The 18,828-nt window shown below is 63.4% G+C and carries 16 protein-coding genes; 7 read left to right on the top strand and 9 right to left on the bottom strand.

The genetic code is table 11. The features are described 5' to 3' along the window. Nucleotides 1-12: 12 nt before the first annotated feature. Both AKG11_RS12740 and AKG11_RS12735 read left to right on the top strand, forming a co-directional pair. Entirely contained in the window at nucleotides 13-1,113 is a 1,101-nt protein-coding gene (locus AKG11_RS12740; protein ID WP_050744137.1) for a DNA alkylation repair protein, read from the top strand. A 354-nt stretch (nucleotides 1,114-1,467) separates the two neighbouring features. Further along, nucleotides 1,468-2,889: a DEAD/DEAH box helicase gene (locus AKG11_RS12735; protein WP_050744136.1), complete on the top strand. Its 1,422-nt coding sequence runs from the start codon at nucleotides 1,468-1,470 to the stop codon at nucleotides 2,887-2,889. Nucleotides 2,890-2,944: 55 nt separating this feature from the next. Here AKG11_RS12735 and AKG11_RS12730 read toward each other — a convergent pair whose 3' ends face one another. Further along, nucleotides 2,945-3,829 (bottom strand): DMT family transporter, encoded by an 885-nt coding sequence (locus AKG11_RS12730; protein WP_050744135.1) that lies wholly within the window; start codon nucleotides 3,827-3,829, stop codon nucleotides 2,945-2,947. Nucleotides 3,830-4,145: 316 nt separating this feature from the next. Here AKG11_RS12730 and AKG11_RS12725 point away from each other — a divergent pair, with 316 nt between their 5' ends. The 3 genes from AKG11_RS12725 to AKG11_RS12715 are packed head-to-tail and all read left to right on the top strand — an operon-like array spanning nucleotide 4,146 to nucleotide 7,350. Further along, a complete protein-coding gene (locus AKG11_RS12725) occupies nucleotides 4,146-5,570 on the top strand; it encodes a circularly permuted type 2 ATP-grasp protein (protein ID WP_082342417.1) in 1,425 nt (474 codons plus the stop codon). A 4-nt stretch (nucleotides 5,571-5,574) separates the two neighbouring features. After that, nucleotides 5,575-6,516 (top strand): alpha-E domain-containing protein, encoded by a 942-nt coding sequence (locus tag AKG11_RS12720; RefSeq protein WP_023513794.1) that lies wholly within the window; start codon nucleotides 5,575-5,577, stop codon nucleotides 6,514-6,516. A gap of 12 nt (nucleotides 6,517-6,528) precedes the next feature. Next, on the top strand, nucleotides 6,529-7,350 hold the full coding sequence (locus AKG11_RS12715) for a transglutaminase family protein (protein ID WP_050744133.1): 822 nt from the start codon (nucleotides 6,529-6,531) through the stop codon (nucleotides 7,348-7,350). 168 nt (nucleotides 7,351-7,518) lie between these two features. On the opposite strand, the gene araD is transcribed toward AKG11_RS12715, so the two are convergent. The 6 genes from araD to chvE all read right to left on the bottom strand — a co-directional run bounded on the left by araD (nucleotide 7,519) and on the right by chvE (nucleotide 15,856). After that, entirely contained in the window at nucleotides 7,519-9,258 is a 1,740-nt protein-coding gene (gene araD, locus AKG11_RS12710) for an L-arabinonate dehydratase (RefSeq protein ID WP_050744132.1), read from the bottom strand. Between the two features lie 54 nt (nucleotides 9,259-9,312). Then, complete coding sequence (locus AKG11_RS12705) at nucleotides 9,313-10,746, bottom strand: aldehyde dehydrogenase family protein (protein WP_050744229.1); 1,434 nt, start codon at nucleotides 10,744-10,746, stop codon at nucleotides 9,313-9,315. Nucleotides 10,747-10,794: 48 nt separating this feature from the next. After that, complete coding sequence (araD1, locus tag AKG11_RS12700; protein WP_050744131.1) at nucleotides 10,795-11,790, bottom strand: AraD1 family protein; 996 nt, start codon at nucleotides 11,788-11,790, stop codon at nucleotides 10,795-10,797. A gap of 127 nt (nucleotides 11,791-11,917) precedes the next feature. Beyond that, nucleotides 11,918-13,126, bottom strand: a complete 1,209-nt coding sequence (gene mmsB / locus AKG11_RS12695; protein WP_024270172.1) for a multiple monosaccharide ABC transporter permease — start codon at nucleotides 13,124-13,126, stop codon at nucleotides 11,918-11,920. Next, a complete protein-coding gene (gene mmsA / locus AKG11_RS12690) occupies nucleotides 13,126-14,661 on the bottom strand; it encodes a multiple monosaccharide ABC transporter ATP-binding protein (protein WP_050744130.1) in 1,536 nt (511 codons plus the stop codon). Before mmsA ends, mmsB begins: the two co-directional genes overlap by 1 nt. 121 nt (nucleotides 14,662-14,782) lie before the next feature. Continuing rightward, a complete protein-coding gene (gene chvE, locus AKG11_RS12685; RefSeq protein WP_050744129.1) occupies nucleotides 14,783-15,856 on the bottom strand; it encodes a multiple monosaccharide ABC transporter substrate-binding protein in 1,074 nt (357 codons plus the stop codon). A 256-nt stretch (nucleotides 15,857-16,112) separates the two neighbouring features. Here chvE and AKG11_RS12680 point away from each other — a divergent pair, with 256 nt between their 5' ends. Together AKG11_RS12680 and AKG11_RS12675 are read left to right on the top strand one after the other, a co-directional pair. Beyond that, nucleotides 16,113-17,120 (top strand): LysR family transcriptional regulator, encoded by a 1,008-nt coding sequence (locus AKG11_RS12680; RefSeq protein WP_050744128.1) that lies wholly within the window; start codon nucleotides 16,113-16,115, stop codon nucleotides 17,118-17,120. An 11-nt stretch (nucleotides 17,121-17,131) separates the two neighbouring features. Continuing rightward, nucleotides 17,132-17,635 (top strand): hypothetical protein, encoded by a 504-nt coding sequence (locus AKG11_RS12675; protein ID WP_050744127.1) that lies wholly within the window; start codon nucleotides 17,132-17,134, stop codon nucleotides 17,633-17,635. 112 nt (nucleotides 17,636-17,747) lie between these two features. Here AKG11_RS12675 and AKG11_RS12670 read toward each other — a convergent pair whose 3' ends face one another. Both AKG11_RS12670 and AKG11_RS12665 read right to left on the bottom strand, forming a co-directional pair. Next, the gene (locus AKG11_RS12670; RefSeq protein WP_023513188.1) at nucleotides 17,748-17,972 is read right to left on the bottom strand and encodes a hypothetical protein; all 225 of its coding nucleotides are present in this window, start codon (nucleotides 17,970-17,972) and stop codon (nucleotides 17,748-17,750) included. A gap of 61 nt (nucleotides 17,973-18,033) precedes the next feature. Further along, on the bottom strand, nucleotides 18,034-18,828 hold the full coding sequence (locus AKG11_RS12665) for a 3-methyl-2-oxobutanoate hydroxymethyltransferase (RefSeq protein WP_050744126.1): 795 nt from the start codon (nucleotides 18,826-18,828) through the stop codon (nucleotides 18,034-18,036).

The following is an 18,828-nucleotide window of genomic DNA, read 5'->3' as shown; positions in this document are numbered from 1 at the left end:
CAGGAGAGACCCGTGGCCGAACCGCTCAAGAACCTGCTGCATCCCGGACTGGTGAAGGAGATGGCGGATCACATTTCCCGCGTCGCACCGGATTTCGATGCGGCACGCTTCACGCAGCTTGCAAGCGACGGCATGGATGCACTGGAGCTGATGCAGCGTGCCGAACGGATCAAGGACGCGCTGGTAGAGACGCTGCCCGCCGACTATGCCGCCGCCGCGGAGATCCTCCGAAGGGCACTGCCCCAGGCGGATGGGCCGGGGGTTTCCGGTTGGGCCCTTCTGCCGGTCAACCAGTTCGTCTCGCAACAGGGCCTCTCGCATTTCGACCTGTCGCTTTCCCTCCTCAAGGCGCTGACACCGCATTTCACAGCGGAATTCGGCATCCGCCGCTTCGTCCATGCCGAGCAGGACCGCGCGCTTACGGAAATCGCGCACTGGACGGCCGATACCAATCATCACGTCCGCCGGCTTGCCAGTGAGGGCACCCGGCCGCGGCTGCCCTGGGCGATGCGCCTGCCGGCGCTCGTCAGGGACCCGGCACCGATCCTGCCGATCCTCGTCGCCCTCCTCGACGATCCCGAAGACTATGTGCGCCGCTCCGTCGCCAACAGCCTCAACGACATCGCCAAGGATCATCCCGCCCTCGTCACCGGTTTCGTCGAGCGGCATATCGAGGGCGCCTCCGCCGAGCGCCGGCAATTGCTGCGCCATGCTTCGCGTACGCTGCTGAAGAAGGGCGATGCTAAGGCGCTCGCCAATTTCGGCTTTGCGGCAGCCAGGGGCATCGGCGCGGCCCTCACGCTCACAACGCCGAACGTCGTCTTTGGCGACAAGCTCGGCTTCTCCATCGTCGTGACGAACGGGGATGTGGCGCCGCAACGGCTGATGATCGACTATGCGATCCACCATGTGAAGGCAAACGGCACGCTGGCGCCGAAGGTCTTCAAGTGGAAGCAGCTCGATCTGCCGGCCGGCAGCAGCCAGACGATCGACAAGGAACACGCCATCCGGGCGATCACCACGCGGCGCTACTATCCTGGAGCGCACCGCATCGAGATCCTGATCAATGGCTCGATCTGTGCGTCGGCTGACTTCGACCTGCGCATGACGTGAAGCCTCCCCTTCGCATCTGCGAAAACTAGGACTTGACTTTTCACCGCAAAACAACGACATGAGCCGCAGCGTCGCCCTTCGGCCGCCGCGTGAGCGAGCCTGAGATGTCCCTGCAACGGGACGCTAAGAAGGACAAGCGCAAGAGAACGATCCGCCTCCCATTTGCGGATGACTGCGCAGACGATTGCAAACCAACCCACAAGTTCCCAATTCACGCGGGGTTCTTGACGCCAGACGAAACCGGAAGCGCATGGTGCGGTTCCGGTCCGAGGCAGTTCGAGCGAAAGCGGGACGCGATCCCGCGTCCGGAACTGCGGTCGGGAAAGTCGCCTGGCGCCCCGAAAGGTATTTGACTTGACCACTTTCCACGACCTCGGCCTCTCGAAGACCATCGTCGCAACGCTCTCCGCCCTCGGCTTTGAAAAAGCAACGCCGATCCAGGAAAAGGCTATCCCGCTCGTCCTCGAAGGCAGCGACCTGATCGGCCTTGCCCAGACCGGCACCGGCAAGACGGCCGCCTTCGGCCTGCCGATGATCGAAAAGCTTCTCGCCGACGCCCGCCGCCCTGATCCGCGCAACATCCGCGCCCTCATCCTCGCCCCGACCCGCGAGCTGGTGAACCAGATCGCCGACAACCTGCGCGACTTCGTCAAGAAGACGCCGCTGCGCGTCGTCACCGTCGTCGGTGGCGCATCGATCAACAAGCAGTCGGAAATGCTCTCGCGCGGCACCGACATCCTCGTCGCCACCCCCGGCCGCCTGCTCGATCTCGTCAACCGCAAGTCCGTGACGCTGACCCAGGCCCGCTACCTCGTGCTCGACGAAGCCGACCAGATGCTGGACCTCGGCTTCATCCACGACCTGCGCAAGATCTCCAAGATGGTGCCGAAGAACCGCCAGACGCTGCTCTTCTCGGCCACCATGCCGAAGCTGATCGGCGAACTTGCCGGCGAGTACCTCGTCAACCCGAAGAAGGTCGAAGTCACGCCCCCCGGCAAGGCTGCTGACAAGGTGGAGCAGTATGTCCACCACGTTCCCGGCAAGGACCAGAAGGCGCAGATCCTGCGCAAGACGCTGTCAGACAATCCGGACGGCCTGTCGCTCGTCTTCTCGCGCACCAAGCATGGCGCCGAGAAGCTGATGAAGCACCTCGACCATATCGGCTTCAAGGCCGCCTCCATCCACGGCAACAAGAGCCAGGGCCAGCGCGAGCGCGCCCTCAAGGCCTTCCGTGACGGCGAAATTCGCGTTCTCGTCGCCACCGACGTCGCCGCCCGCGGTATCGACATTCCGGGCGTCACCCATGTCTACAACTACGACCTGCCGGAAGTGCCGGACGCCTATGTGCACCGGATCGGCCGCACGGCCCGCAACGGCCGCGACGGCATCGCCATCGCCTTCTGCACGCCGGACGAAGCGCACCTGCTGCGCGATATCGAAAAGCTGATGGGCATCCAGATCACCGTCGCAAGCGGTGAAGCGCCTGCCGTCATCACCGCAGGCCCCGGCGGCAAGTCGCGCAAGCCCCGCTCGGGCAGCGGCCATCGCGCCAGCCAGGGTCGCGCAGGCCAGCGCCCAGCGCGCAAGCCGTTCGGCGAAGGTGGGCAGGCCGATGGCAGCGCACCGGCGGCCGGCAAGCGCGCGCATGGCAACCGCCCGCCGCAGAAGCAGGGCGAGCGCCAGAACCGCAACCACGGCGGCGGCAACGGCCAGGGCCGCCCGAACCAGAACGGCAAGCCGCGCCGTTCGGAAGGCCAGCGCCGCGAACAGGCATAAGCGTATCTTTATAGAATGAGGAAACGGCGGGCTTCGGCCCGCCGTTTTCGTTTGTTCATTCCGCCGGCACAGGGTCCTTGCGGTTGGTGAGGTAGACGCCGACAACGACGATCAGCGTGCCCAGGATCATCGGGATCGTCAGTTCCTCGCCGAAGATGGCAGCAGCCTGGAGGGCCGCGATCGGCGGCACGAGGTAGATGAGGGAGGCCGCACGGGACACCTGTCCACGGCGCAGCAGGTAGAGCAGCAGCAGGATCGCCCCCATGGAGATGCCGAGAACCGACCAGGCGAGCAACGCGAAGAAAGCCCAGCCGAAATCGACATGCAGGTTTTCCAGACTGAGCGCGAGGGGCACGGTGACGATCAGCGCGCCGATGTATTGCAGGGTCGCGATCGCCCTGATGTCCCCCGTCGGCAGATATTGCTTCTGGTAGATCGTGCCGTAGGTGACGGCTGCCATGCCGAGCATGTTGACGACGATGGCGAAGGCCGGGATTTCTGCCGCCCCTTGGCCGAAGAATTTCGGCAGTACGGCCAACAGCACCCCGAGGAAGCCGAGACAGAGGCCGGCCTTCTGTGCCGGGCTCAACCGCTCACCGATAAAGAACGGTGCGGCCAGCGCCGTCATCAACGGCTGCAGCGCCGCTATGATGGAGGAAAGCGCCGCCGGAACGCCCTCGCCGATCGCCCACCAGACCGCCCCGAGATAAAGGCCGTGCAGGAAAGCGCCGGAGACGACGGCGTGCACGACAGTGCGCCGGTCACGCGGCCAGACAGCGCCGGTCACGACGCAGAAACCGGCAAAGAGCAGCGCCGCGGTCAGGTAGCGGATGCCGAGAAAGGTCAGCGGCTCGGAAACGAAGGTCGCGTATTTCGCGACGACCCAGCCGGTGGACCAGAGCAGGACGAAAATGGCAGGAGCCAGGCGATCGAGGGACATGGGACTTTCGGCAGGGAAACAATCAGTGCGCGAGCGATAGGCGCCGCTTCCACGACGGTCAAAGGAATTTCCTTGATGATTAGGTTCAGCGAAAGAGCGGGCAAAATCGCTTTTTCAGCATCTGCCCATGTTTTCGGCAGATCCGTCCCGCCCGCTCCCCGCAAACCAGCCCGGGGTAAACACGCGCATAGACCACGCATCGGGAAAACCGTCCTTCCGGCCGGTTTGGCTGTTCCCAAAGCGGTGTGAGAATTCTTTCCTGCTAATTGAGCATGGTTCTTGCATTGCCCCTGATGTTGTACTCAAATGGCGAAAAATGGGGAACACGCCTTTGGCATTTGATGAAATGATGAATGCGGACCAAGGCCCGCGGCAGCCATACGAAAACTACCATGACTGGTACGAAGGACAGGATCGGGCTCGCCTGATCGCCAAATCAAGAGACGCCGAGAACCTCTTTCGAAAGACCGGCATCACCTTCGCGGTCTACGGACACGAAGACAGCTCCGAAAAGCTCATCCCCTTCGACATCATCCCCCGTATCATTTCCGGCCGAGAGTGGCGCAGGCTCGCCCAGGGCATCGAACAGCGGGTCATCGCCCTCAACGCCTTCCTTGATGACATCTACCACAAGCAGGAAATCATCAAGGCGGGCCGCATTCCCCGCGAGCTGATCGAGCGCAACGTCGCCTTCCTGCCGCAGATGATCGGCTTCAAGCCGCCGGGCGGCGTCTATACGCACATCGTCGGCACCGACATCGTACGTACGGGCGAAGACCAGTTCTACGTGCTGGAAGACAATGCCCGCACACCCTCCGGCGTCAGCTATATGCTGGAAAACCGGGAAACCATGATGCAGATGTTCCCGGAACTGTTCCACCTCAACAAGGTGCGGCCGGTCGAGGACTATCCCAAGACGCTGCGCCAAAGCCTTGCCTCGCTGGCCCCGCCCGGCTGTTCGGGAAAACCGCGCGTCGCCGTGCTCACGCCGGGCATCTTCAATTCCGCCTATTACGAACATTCCTTCCTCGCCGACATGATGGGCGTGGAGCTGGTCGAGGGCTCGGACCTGCGCGTCGTCGACGGCAAGGTGAAGATGCGCACGACCCGCGGCTACGAGGCGATCGACGTGCTCTACCGCCGCGTCGACGACGACTTCCTCGACCCGATGACCTTCCGGCCGGATTCGGCGCTCGGCATTCCCGGCATCATGGATGTCTACAAGGCCGGCAACATCACCATCGCCAATGCGCCCGGCACCGGCATTTCCGACGACAAGGCGATCTATTCCTACATGCCGGAGATCGTCGAGTTCTATACCGGCCGCAAGGCGCTGCTCGAAAACGTGCCGACCTGGCGCTGCTCGGAAGAGGACAGCCTGAAATACGTGCTGGAACACCTCAGCGAACTGGTCGTCAAGGAAGTGCACGGTTCGGGCGGCTACGGCATGCTGGTCGGCCCGACCGCCTCGAAGAAGGAATGCGCGGCCTTCGCCGAAAAGCTCAAAGCCCGGCCGGCGAACTACATCGCCCAACCGACGCTGTCGCTCTCCACCGTCCCGATCCTCGTCAACAAGGGCATCGCGCCCCGGCACGTCGATCTCAGGCCCTATGTGCTCGTTTCCGACAAGGTGCAGATCATTCCCGGCGGGCTCACCCGCGTGGCGCTGAAGGAAGGCTCGCTGGTGGTCAACTCCAGCCAGGGCGGCGGCACGAAGGACACCTGGGTTCTGGAGGACTGAGCCGATGCTGGGAAGAACTGCAAACGGCCTCTACTGGATGTTCCGCTATATCGAGCGCGGCGAGAACATCGCCCGCCTCGTCGATGCGGGCCTGCGCATGGCGCTGACGCGCTCCGGTTCCTCCGACGAGGACTGGGACGGCGTCTTGCAAAGCGCCGGCGTGCGCGAAGACTTCGACACCGTGCACACCAAGCTGACGAGCGCGGACGCCATCGACTATCTCCTGCGCGACCACGCCAACCCGTCGAGTGTGATGTCCTGCATCGAATCGGCGCGCAACAATGCCCGCATGGTGCGCACGGCGCTGACGCGGGAGACCTGGGAAGCGACCAACGAGTGCTGGATCGAGCTGAAGCTGGCGCTCTCCAAACGCGTGAAGCCCGCCGACATGCCGGAGGTGATCGGGACGATCAAGCGTTGCACCGCCCTCATTCGTGGCGCGTTCCACGGCACCATGCTGCGCGACGACATCTACAATTTCTCGCGTATCGGCACCTTCATCGAACGGGCGGACAACACGGCCCGCATCCTCGACGTGAAATATTACGTGCTGCTGCCGGCGATCGCCAAGGTCGGCTCCTCGCTCGACAACATGCAATGGGAATCGATCCTGCGCTCGGTCTCGGCGCACCGCTCCTACAGCTGGGTCTATGACGGCGACTATTCCTCCACCAACATCTCCGACTTCCTGATCCTCAACGACCGCATGCCGCGCTCGCTCGCCTATAGCTACGACAAGATCGTCAGCAATCTCGGCTATCTGGCAAAGCTTTACGGCGACAACCACGCGGCGCACGAGACGGCTTCCGCCACGCTGATGCTGCTGCGCAGCCGCACCATCGACGACATCATGGAACAGGGGCTCCATGAGTTCATCGAGGAGTTCATCGTACACAACAACCGCCTCGGGGAAGAGATCTCCGACGGCTACCGCTTCTATCGCTAGCGGGGGCGAGCCATGCGACTGAAGATCAGCCACACGACAGAATATCACTACGACGACCCGGTGCAGTATTCGCTGCAACGCCTCCGCCTGACACCGAAAACCCAGCCCGGCCAGATCGTGCGCGACTGGAAGACCACCGTGCATGGCGCGCGGCTGGAGGCCGGCTACACCGATCATTTCGGCAATCATGTCGATCTCGTCAGCACCAATGCCGAGCAGGTGGCGATCCGTATCGTCGCCGAGGGCGAGGTGGAGACGGAAGACCGGGCCGGTGTCTTCGGCCCGCACCAAGGCTTCGTGCCGCTCTGGCTTTACCTGCGCGAAACGCCGCTCACCAAGCCCGGCAAGCTGATACGCGACCTTGCCAAATCCGCGAGCGGCGACAATGAACTGGCATGCATGCACGCGCTGATGGCCGCCATCCACGAGACCGTCGCCTACAAGCCGGGAGAAACCGCCCCCGACACGACGGCAGAGCAGGCACTGGAGAAGAAGCAGGGGGTCTGCCAGGACCACGCCCATGTCTTCCTTTCTGCCGCGCGCCATCTCGGGCTGCCGGCCCGCTATGTCTCAGGCTACCTGCTGATGGAAACGCCCGAACAGACGGCGAGCCACGCCTGGGCGGAGGTGCATCTGCAGGGTCTCGGCTGGGTCGGCTTCGATGCGGCCAACAAGATTTGCCCGGATGCGCGCTATGTGCGCCTATCGACCGGCCTCGACTACAAGGACGCCGCCCCTGTTTCCGGCATGGTGCTCGGGCACTCGGCCGAGACGATGAGTGTCGCCATCACGGTGGAGCCGGCCGGCCAGAGCCAGTCGCAAAGCCAGAGCTGACCAGCCGGACCTGAATCAGCATGCGCAAGGCGCGCCGTAAGCCTCTGAATCGATTCACAGGCCCTTACGTCGAAATCGCTTTAAGGGCCTGTGCAACTGCTTCAACGCGATGCCGCATCAAGCAGACGGAAAAAGACGGGCGCGATCCGAAGAGCGCGCCCGAAAAGTTCAGTGGCTGTCCTTGCCGACCGCACTGCCCCGACAACCCTTGAGGAAATCGAGATCGGCGCCGGTATCGGCGCCCTGGACGTGCTGCTGGTGCAGCCAGGCGTAACCGGACGTGGGCAGGTCGTGGTGCGGCTTCCATTCCGCGAGCCGACGGGCCAATTCCTCTTCGGGAATGTCGAGATGCAGACGGCGGTTCGGCACGTCGAGCTCGATCATGTCGCCGTTCCTGACGACCGCCAGCGGCCCGCCGACGGCCGCTTCCGGCGAGGTGTGCAGCACGACGGTGCCGTAGGCCGTGCCGGACATGCGCGCATCGGAGATGCGCACCATGTCCGTGATGCCCTTCTTCAAAACTTTCGGCGGGAGGCCCATATTGCCCACCTCGGCCATGCCCGGATACCCTTTCGGCCCACAGTTCTTCATGACCATGACGCAGGTCTCGTCGATGTCGAGAGCGTCGTCGTTGATCTTGGCCTTGTAGTCGTCGATATCCTCGAAGACGACGGCCCTGCCCCGGTGCGTCAGGAGATGCGGCGAGGCGGCCGAGGGTTTCAACACCGCCCCCTTCGGCGCAAGATTGCCACGCAGCACGACGATGCCGCCCGACTGGGTCAGCGCCTTCTCGGCCGGCAGGATCACATCGTCATTCCAGTTGACGACGTCCTTGACCTCATCCCACATCGTCTCGCCGGAGACCGTCAGCGCATCCTTGTGCAAGAGGCCGGCCTCGCCGAGACGCTTCAGCACCACCGGCAGGCCGCCGGCATAGAAGAACTCCTCCATCAGGTATTTGCCCGACGGCATCAGGTTGACGACGGTCGGCACGTCGCGGCCACAGCGGTCCCAATCGTCCAGCGTCAGATCGACGCCGACCCGGCCGGCGACGGCGAGCAGGTGGATCACCGCATTGGTCGAGCCGCCGATGGCCGCATTGGTGCGGATGGCGTTTTCGAAGGCTTCCTTCGTCATGACCTCTGATGGCTTCAGGTCGTCCTTGACCATCTGCACGATGCGCCGGCCGGTGAGCTGCGCCATGACCTTGCGGCGGGAATCGACGGCCGGGATCGCGGCATTGCCTGACAGCGCCATGCCCAGCGCCTCGGCCATCGAGGCCATCGTTGAGGCAGTGCCCATCGTGTTGCAAGTGCCCGACGAACGGCTCATCGACGCCTCGGCCTCGAGGAACTCGGCCTGCGTCATCTCGCCGGCCTTCACCATTTCGGAGAACTTCCAAAGATGCGTGCCCGAGCCGACCCGCTCACCGCGGAAGTAGCCGTTCAGCATGGGACCACCGGTGACGACGATCGCCGGCAGGTCGACCGAAGCCGCCCCCATCAGCAGGGACGGCGTGGTCTTGTCGCAGCCGACCATCAGCACACAGCCATCCATCGGCTGGCCGCGGATCGCCTCCTCCACCGCGAGCGCGGCAAGATTGCGGTACATCATCGCGGTCGGGCGGAAGGTGTTTTCCGAGGCCGAGAACACGGGCACTTCGAGCGGGAAGCCGCCCGCCTCCCAGACACCGGCCTTTACCTTCTCGGCGAGCTCCCGCAGGTGCCCGTTGCACGGCGTCATGTCCGACCAGGTGTTGAGGATGCCGATGACCGGGCGACCGTCGAACAGGTCGTGCGGATAGCCCTGGTTCTTCATCCAGCCTCGGTGGTAGATCACGTCGCGGCTGGTGCCGCCGTACCACTCCTGCGATCTCAGCCTGCGCGGCCACTCAGCTTTCTTTTTCATGTCCTCAGTCCTTGAAGGGACCGCTCGGCATGGGGTCGCCGAGCGGCCTTTGTCTCACGCCAGGGTGTAGGCGGTCTTGACGGTTGTGTAGAATTCGCTGGCGTATCTGCCCTGCTCACGCGGGCCATGCGACGAGCCCTTGCGCCCGCCGAAGGGCACATGGAAGTCGACGCCCGCTGTCGGCAGGTTGACCATGACCATGCCGGCCTCCGCATTGCGCTTGAAATGCGTCGCATGTTTGAGGCTGGTCGTGGCGATGCCGGAGGAGAGACCGAAGGGCGTGTCGTTGGCGACAGCCAGCGCCTCCTCGTAATCCTTGACGCGGATGACGGCGGCGACGGGGCCGAAGATCTCTTCCCGCGAGATGCGCATGTCGTTCGTCGCCTCGGTGAAGAGCGCAGGCGAAAGATAGAAGCCGGGCGTGTCCCGCTTCAGAAGCTCGCCGCCGAAAGCGAGTTTTGCGCCTTCCTTCCGGCCGATCTCGATATAATCGGTGTCCTGCTTCAACTGGCTTTCATCGACGACCGGGCCGATATGCGTGCCGGCCTTCAGTGCATCGTCGACGACCACACCTTTCAAACGCTCACCAACGGCCGCGACGAACTTGTCGTGGATGCCCTCGGTGACGATGACGCGCGAGGAGGCGGTGCAGCGCTGGCCGGTCGAGAAGAAGGCCGAGTTGACGGCAGCTTCCACGGCGACAGAAAGGTCCGCATCGTCGAGAACGACGAAGGGGTTCTTGCCGCCCATTTCGAGCTGATACTTGCGGTTATGCTCGACGGAGGCGAGCGCCACGCGTTTTCCGGTGCCGGTGGAGCCGGTGAAGGTGACGGCGTTGACATCGGGGCTGTCGAGCATGGTCTGCCCGACGACGGAGCCCTTGCCCATGACGAGGTTCAGGACACCCTTCGGCAGGCCGGCGCGCACGAGAATGTCAACGATCGCCCAGGAACAGCCGGGCACCAGTTCGGCCGGCTTGAAGACGACGGTGTTGCCATAGGCAAGCGCCGGGGCGATCTTCCAGGCGGGGATGGCGATCGGGAAATTCCAGGGCGTGATGATGCCGACGACGCCAACCGGCTCGCGGGTAATCTCGACGCCGATGTTCGGACGCACGGACGGCAGCGTCTCCCCGGCAAGCCGCAGGCATTCCCCGGCGAAGAAATCAAAGATCTGGCCGGCGCGCACCGTCTCGCCGATGCCTTCGGCCAGCGTCTTGCCCTCCTCGCGCGACAGCAGCCGGCCGAGTTCGTCCTTGCGGGCCAGAATCTCGTCGGCGGTTTTCCGCAGGATCGCGTGACGCTCAAGGATGCCCGAACGCGACCAGCCCGGAAAAGCGGCCTTCGCCGCCGCGATCGCTGCCCTGGTATCCTCGACGGAGGCGCGGGCATACTCCCCCACCACGTCGCCGGTATTCGACGGGTTGATGTTCTTGATCGCATCCGAGCCGACCCACTCGCCGGCAATCAGGTTCTGGTGGATGGTCATGGGCAAGGCCTCCTGTCTGTCCCGCGCCGCGCGAAGGCGGCACATCCCTTACAATTGGCGGATTTCGATCCGTTCTTCCCGGGCAATGGCCAGCGGATTGCGCAGCGGCAAGCCGAAACCATCCGCCCCGATCTCGAACACATCCCCAGTCTCGGTGCGGATGCCGTCACCGAAGGAGAGCGTCGCCGTGCCGAACATGTGGACGTGGATGTCGCCCGGCGCGCGGAACAGGCCGTATTTGAAATGGTGGTATTCGAGATTGGCGAAGGTATGGGACATGTTCGCCTCGCCGGAGACGAAGGGCTTTTCCCACAGCACCGCGCCATTGCGCACGATACGCGAGAAGCCGCGGATATCATCCGGCGCGGCGCCGATGCGGATTTCCGGACCGAAACTCGCCTGGCGGAGCTTCGAATGGGCAAGGTAGAGATAGTTGATGCGCTCCGTCACATGGTCGGAGAACTCGTTCGCAACGGCAAACCCGAGACGGAAGGGCGAACCATCGGCGGCGATCACATAGATGCCGGCCATCTCCGGCTCCTCGCCGCCATCGAGCGCGAAGGCTGGGGAGGTGAGCGGGCTGCCGGGCGCCACGGCCTGCGTGCCGTTGCCCTTGTAGAACCATTCGGGCTGCACACCCTTCTCGCCCGGCTTCGGCTTGCCATTTTCGAGACCCATGCGGAACATCTTCATGGAATCGGTCAAGGTTTCCTCGGCCGCCTCCGTCGTCTTCTTGTGCATGGAATCGCGCGTGGCGGCCGAGCCGAGATGGGTGAGACCCGTGCCGGTCAGATGGAGATGGGCGGCGTCCGGATGGGTGATCGGCGACAGCAGCCGGCCCGCGGCATAGGCCGCCTCCAGGTCGACGGTCTCGCCGAACCCCTTTTCGTCGATGACGGCTTTCAGAGACTGCCTGCTGTTGGCGGCTTCCATGGCCAGCGCGTAGACGCTGCCCGCACCCTTCACCGCACGGCCCTCGCCGCCTTCCTCGCGCACGACCACCGTGATCGAACCGTCGGCATTCGCTACCTGTGACATCAGCATTTTCGTTTCCTTCCTGAAGCCTGGACCAAGTCAAAGCTTCGCACCTGCGGCGGACAGACGTCACCGCACTGGCTGCATCCGCAGCCGGTCAAACACGTTGGCAACCCATGGGCGGACCAGTCCCCGGTCAGCCCTTGTTCTTGTTGTAGACGTCGAAGAACACGGCCGCGAGCAGCACCAGCCCCTTGATGAGCTGCTGGTAGTCGATGCCGATGCCCATGATCGACATGCCGTTGTTCATGACGCCCATGATGAAGGCGCCGATAACCGCGCCGGTGATCTTGCCGACGCCACCCGACGCGGATGCACCGCCGATGAAGCAGGCCGCGATGACGTCGAGCTCGAAGCCGACCCCGGCCTTCGGCGTCGCCGAGTTGAGGCGGGCCGCGATGATCATGCCGGCGAGCGCCGCAAGCGCGCCCATGTTGACGAAGGTGTAGAAGGTCAGCCGCTCGGTGTTGATACCCGAGAGTTTCGCCGCCTTCTCGTTGCCGCCCATGGCGTAGATGCGCCGGCCGATCGTCGTGCGGGTCGTGACGAATGTGTAGAGCGCGATGAGCAGGCCCATGACGACAAGAACGTTCGGCAGGCCGCGATAGGTCGAGAGCTGGAAGCCAAGGAAGATCGCCACGGCGCTGATGATCGCCATCTGCACGGCGAAGAAGGCGAAGGGCTCGTTCTCCGTCTCGTGCAGCGCGTTCATGCGGCGCTCGCGAAGCCCGGCATAGATGGCATAGCCGACGAGCAGGATGACGACGAGAAGGGCGAAATAGTTCTTGATGAGGCTGGTCGCGGGATCCGTGAGCGACAGGAAGTCCGGCACGAAGCCCGTGGAAAGGATCTGGAAGTCCTTCGGGAACGGGCCAACCGGGCGGCCGCCGAGCACGACATAGGTCATGCCGCGGAAGACGAGCATGCCGGCGAGCGTGACGATGAAGGACGGGATTTTCTGGTAGGCGACCCAATAGCCCTGCGCTGCGCCCATCAGCGCGCCGACGAAGATGCAGAGCGGCACGACGATGATCGCCGGCATCCCCCATTTCACCAGCATGATCGCCGAGATCGCGCCGATGAAGGCGACGATCGAGCCGACCGAGAGATCGATATGCCCCGCCACGATGATCAGGAGCATGCCCAGCGCCATGATGACGATGAACGAGTTCTGCAGCACGAGGTTGGTGATGTTGACCGGGCGGAAGAGCACGCCGTTGGTGATGACCTGGAAGAAGATCATGATGACGACGAGCGCGACGAGCAGGCCGTACTCGCGGATGTTCTTGCGCAGGTAGTCTCCCACCGAGGGCTGGGTCGTCTTGGTCGCGGTATCGGTGGACATTAGTGTTTCTCCCCGGAGCGCATGATGGCGCGCATGATGGATTCCTGGCTTGCTTCCGCCCTTGAAAGCTCGGCCACGATGCGTCCTTCGTTCATGACATAGATGCGATCGCAGGTGCCGAGCAGCTCCGGCATCTCCGAAGAGATCATCAGGATGCCTTTGCCCTCGGCGGCAAGCTGGTTGATGATGGTGTAGATTTCGAACTTCGCGCCGACATCGATGCCACGCGTGGGTTCATCGAGGATCAGAACCTCGGGATTGGTGAAGAGCCATTTCGACAGCACCACCTTCTGCTGGTTGCCGCCCGAAAGATTGACCGCTTCCTGGTAGATCGAGTGCGAGCGGATGCGCAGCTTCTGACGATAGCCGGAGGCGACCTTGGCTTCCTGGTGATTGTCGATGATCGTCGCCTTGGAAACGCCGTTGAGATTGGCGAGCGTCGTGTTGTGCATGATGTTGTCGATCAGCACGAGACCAAGCTGCTTGCGGTCCTCGGTCACATAGGCAAGGCCGGCCTCGATCGCCTTGGGGATCGTGCTCACATCCACCGGCTTGCCGCGCATGAAGACGTCGCCGGTAATCTTGTGGCCCCAGCTCTTGCCGAAGAGGCTCATCGCCGTCTCGGTGCGCCCCGCCCCCATCAGGCCCGCAATGCCGACGACCTCGCCGGCGCGCACGGTGAAACCGATGTCGTGCAGGAACTGCCGGTCGCGGTGGTGCTGGTGGAAGACGTTCCAGTTCTTCACCTCCAGCAGCGTCTCGCCGATCTTTGGCTCGCGCGGCGGGTAGCGGTCTTCCATCTCGCGGCCGACCATGCCCTTGATGATGCGGTCTTCTGAAATGTCCTCGTGATGACAGTCCAGCGTCTCGACCGTGCCGCCGTCGCGCAGGATGGTGATCTGGTCGGCGACCTTTTTGATCTCGTTCAGCTTGTGCGAGATGATGATCGAGGTCATGCCCTGCGTGCGGAACTCCATCAGCAGCTTCAAAAGCGCATCGGAATCCTTTTCATTGAGCGAGGCGGTCGGCTCGTCGAGGATGAGCAGGCGCACCTTCTTGGAGAGCGCCTTGGCGATCTCGACGAGCTGCTGCTTGCCGACGCCGATATCGGTGATCAGCGTGCCCGGCGGCTCCGTGAGGCCGACCTTGTTCAGAAGTTCCTGCGTGCGCCGGAAGGCGAGCTTCCAGTCGATGATGCCGTTCGTCGCGACTTCGTTGCCCAGAAAAATATTTTCGGCGATCGACAGCAGCGGCACCAGCGCCAGCTCCTGGTGGATGATGATGATGCCCAGATGCTCGCTGTCCGAGATCGTGGAGAAACGGCGGACTTCGCCGTCGAAATGGATTTCGCCCTCGTAGGAGCCGGCCGGATAGACGCCGCTCAACACTTTCATGAGGGTGGATTTGCCGGCGCCGTTCTCGCCGACAAGGGCGTGGATCTCGCCTTCGCGGACCTTCAGGTTGACGTTGTCCAGGGCCTTCACACCCGGAAACGTCTTCGTGATGCCGCGCATTTCGAGAAGGGTCTTGCTCATGTACCAGTTTCCAGCGGCCGGCCATCACCCATCGATGGGGAAGCCGAGCCTATTCGCTCTGCGATCCGGAGAAAAGAGGGTTCGCGCGTCGCAGCGCGAACCCCGGAGAAGGAAGAAACGATCAGTTCTTCAGCTGGTCGGCCGTGTAGTAGGCCGAGTCCGTCACGAGGATCTTTTCCGCATTGGACTTGTCGACGGCAACGGGCTTCAAGAGGTAGGACGGGACGACCTTGACGCCATTGTCGTAGGTCTTGGTGTCGTTCACTTCCGGCTCCTTGCCTTCCAGGATCGCGTTGACCATGCCGACGGTGACCTTGGCAAGCTCGCGCGTGTCCTTGAAGACCGTCGAATACTGCTCGTCGGCGAGGATCGACTTGACGGACGGCAGCTCCGCGTCCTGGCCGGTGACGACAGCCATCGGCTGGTCGCCCGAGCCGTAGCCGACGCCCTTCAGGGCCGACAGGATGCCAATGGAGAGACCGTCATAGGGCGACAGGACGCCATCGACGCGGCCATCGGTGTAGGTCGAGGACAGCAGGTTTTCCATGCGGGCCTGCGCGACCGCGCCGTCCCAGCGCAGCGTGCCGACCGTTTCCATGCCGGTCTGGCCCGACTTGATGACGATGTCACCCTTGTCGACCAGCGGCTGGATGACGGACATCGCACCATCGTAGAAGAAGAAGGCGTTGTTGTCGTCAGGCGAACCGCCGAACAGTTCGACGTTCCATGGCTTGGTGTCCGGGAACTTCGCCTTCAGGCCATCAACAAGGCTGGTGGCCTGGAGAACGCCGACCTGGAAGTTGTCGAAGGTGGCGTAGTAGTCGACATTGCCGGAATCGCGGATGAGGCGGTCATAGGCGATAACCTTCACGCCAGCGTCGGCGGCCTTCTGCAGGATGTCGGAAAGCGTCGTGCCGTCGATGGCACCGATGACGAGGACCTTGGCACCCTTCGTCACCATGTTCTCGATCTGGGCGAGCTGGTTTGGAATATCGTCGTCAGCAAACTGCAGGTCCGGCGTGTAGCCGGCGTCCTTGAAGAGCTTTTCCATCGTCTCGCCGTCGGAAATCCAGCGGGTCGAGGTCTTGGTGGGCATGGAGATGCCGACCATGCCCTTGTCCTGGGCGAAGGCCGGCGCCACGAACGACGCGACGCTGATGGCGGCGGCGGCGAGGAGCGAAGTGATCATTTTCATTGAAAGGTCTCTCCCTGGTGCGCACTGGCCGAAATTGCGGCCAGGCATTGTTCTGTGCACGGGCGGGGTCGCATTCAGACGACGGCCTGGACTGGAAGGCATGGAGCCCGCCGGTCCCCACTCCCAAGGACCCCAGCGCACATTGGCGCAACGTCTACCGAATTGCCATAACTGTCAAATGCAATGAACTTCTATTTCGATATCAAAACTGGTATATGGAGGCAGATATATACTATTTTTGCCGATCGAGATAACCATGCGTTTAGACGATGATATCGACGAACAGCTCTTCCCCGGCGAGGGCGGTGGGGATCTCAAGGACGTCGGCCTTCTGCGCAGCGGCCTGAAGCTCAGTCACCTGCGCATGATCGTCGCCATCGAGGAGCACAAGCAGGTCAGCGCCGCTGCCGATGCGTTGAACATATCCCAGCCCGCCGCCTCCCGCATGCTGACGGAAATGGAGACCATCCTCAAGGCGCAGCTGTGCGAGCGTGTCTCGCGGGGCGTGGCGCTCACCGCCTTCGGCCGAGCCTTTGCGCGGCGCGCGCGCACCATCCTTCTCGAACTGCGCGAAGTCGACCGCGAGCTTTCCGCCCTGAAATCCGGCACCGGCGGCTCGGTCTTCCTCGGCTCGGTGACGGCGCCGGCGATCAGCCTCGCCGTCCCGGCGATCCAGCAGGTCAGCGCCGCCTATCCCGGCATCGAGGTGAATGTGCGCGTGGAGACGAGCAACGTGCTCGCCCGGGAGCTTCTGGCGGCACGGCAGGACTTCATCATCGCCCGCGTGCCCGACGATCTCAATCCGCGGCTCTTCAACGTCACCGAGATCGGCATCGAAAAGGCCTGCCTCATCGTGCGCAAGGGCCATCCGCTGCTCGAAAAACCCGCCGCCAGCCTTGCCGACCTGCCGCACTACGACTGGGTCTTCCAGCCGGCCGGCACACTGCTTCGCCGGCGCATCGAGGAACTGTTCCTCGCTGCCGGCGTGCCGCTGCCCTCCACCGTGGTCAACACTTCGTCCATTCTGCTGACGACCGCCATCGTCTGCGGCTCGAACGCCATCGCCCCCGTCGCCCGCGACATGGCCGTCTTCATCGCCGATGTCGGCGCGCAGGCGGGTGAAATCAGCATCCTCAACACCGATTTCGAGATCGACATCAAGCCGTACAGCCTTATCTCGGTCAAAGGCAGGGCGCTGCCGCCGAGCGCCAAACTGCTCTATGATCTGATCCTGCAACGCAGCCGGATGCTTTCGCCGGATTGAGGAGGTCCTTCATGTTCGGCATGACCGTATTCGAATCCGTGCTGGAGCGGCTGAAGACCGAGGCACGCCACGCGGCTGAGGAAGAGGCGGCCGATGAAGGGCACGATAATGGGGGGCCGGCCGAAGTGCGCGGATTGCCCTCCGGCTTCGCCGGCCTCGGCACGGGCGGCGCCTTCATGTCCGGCTCGCAGGCTGCAGCCGCCTATCTCGATCTCTACGAGGAACCTGCCCCTGTGGAGCCGGAACAACCGGCTGCTGCCGAGCCCCCGCCACCCCCACCGCATCTCCTGCGCATCGCGCCGGAGGAGGTGGCGAGCGACCTTTGTCTCAACGGCAAGGAAAGCGTGGACGAACTGCTCGCCCGCCGGCGTGCCTTTGCCCGGGAAAACCACCCCGACCGCGCGCCGGAAGAGCTGCGCGCCAATGCGACCTTGCGCATGAAGATCGCCAACATGCTGATCGACGAGACCATCCGGCGGATCAATGTCGAAAAAAGCCTCGGCCTGGCGCGCTGAGACGATGCGCCTCCGAGCATTTCCGCTTTTCTACAAATCGCGAAAACGCTCCAATTCCGGTTTCAACGCAATTCCGAACGCAAAACCGCTTCGCACTCTTGCTGGAATTGCGTTAGCCCTTCGGCTCCTGCTCCGGCGGTTTTGCGGCCGGATCGGACGGCTTGAAGAAGAGGATGAGCTGCGCGAAGGCATAGGCCGAGACGACGAGGAAGATGGTGCCCCAGGTCTGCTCGCCATTGTAGAATTCCACCGCCGTCCAGGCAGCACAGATCCCAACCAAAAGCAGCCGCCGCCAGAGCGGACGGTAGAACGGATGGTCGGGATCGATGAACTTCATGAACGTCTCCTCACGCTTCAGCGCCTACATAGGCGGTTTTCCCGTGCGAGGGAACCGGCTTTCAGGCATCAAGCCGATCGAGGAACGCTGCAAGCTCGGCTGGCGCGATATCGACGAGATGGCCCTTTTCCGGATAAGCGCCCGAGCGCACGTCGTCGGCATATTCGCGGAAGGCCGCGATGCGCTCCAGCTGCAGCCGGTCATATTCGGCAGCGAAGTTGCGGTAGACCTTCGCATGGCGCGGATAGTGCCCGCGATTCTGGCCGAGCACATCCTCGGCGAAGAGGTATTGCGCATCGCAGCCCGTGCCCGCCCCCATTGAGAGCATGACGAGCCCTGTCCTCGCGCTGATCGCCGTGGCGATCTCGCCCGGCACCACCTCGATCTCCGCCGCGAAGGCGCCTGCCTCCTCCAGTGCCTTCACCTGCCGGAAGATCTCCAGCGCGCTCTCGGCCGTCTTGCCGACGGCGCGGAAGCCGCCCGTCCAGGTGGCCTTGGAGGGAATGAGCCCGACATGGCCGCAGACCGGGATGCCCTCCTCCCGCAGGCGCCGGACGGTGGAAAGCCCGGCGGCGCAATAGACCGCATCGCCCCCCGCCTTCATCGCCTGGAAGGCGCTGCGCAGATAGTCGTCCGCCGTGACGAGATCGCCGTATTCCAGCCCCGGAAAGGCAAAGACAGTCGGCGCCGCCTCCCGGAAGGCCGGGCCCAGCAACGCTGGCGGCACGGAAACGAGATCGACACCCGCCTTCTCGGCGGCCTCCGCCTCCTCCAGTGTCACGACGCGCAGCATGGTGAGCTGCCGCTTGCCCTTCATCGCCTTGAGGTCGGCAACGGTTGGTCTTCTGATCTTCAT

Source organism: Shinella sp. SUS2 (assembly GCF_001262505.1).
GTDB lineage: Bacteria > Pseudomonadota > Alphaproteobacteria > Rhizobiales > Rhizobiaceae > Shinella.
The sequence above is the reverse complement of the archived record's forward strand: the minus strand, read 5'-3'. Positions and strand labels throughout refer to the sequence as shown.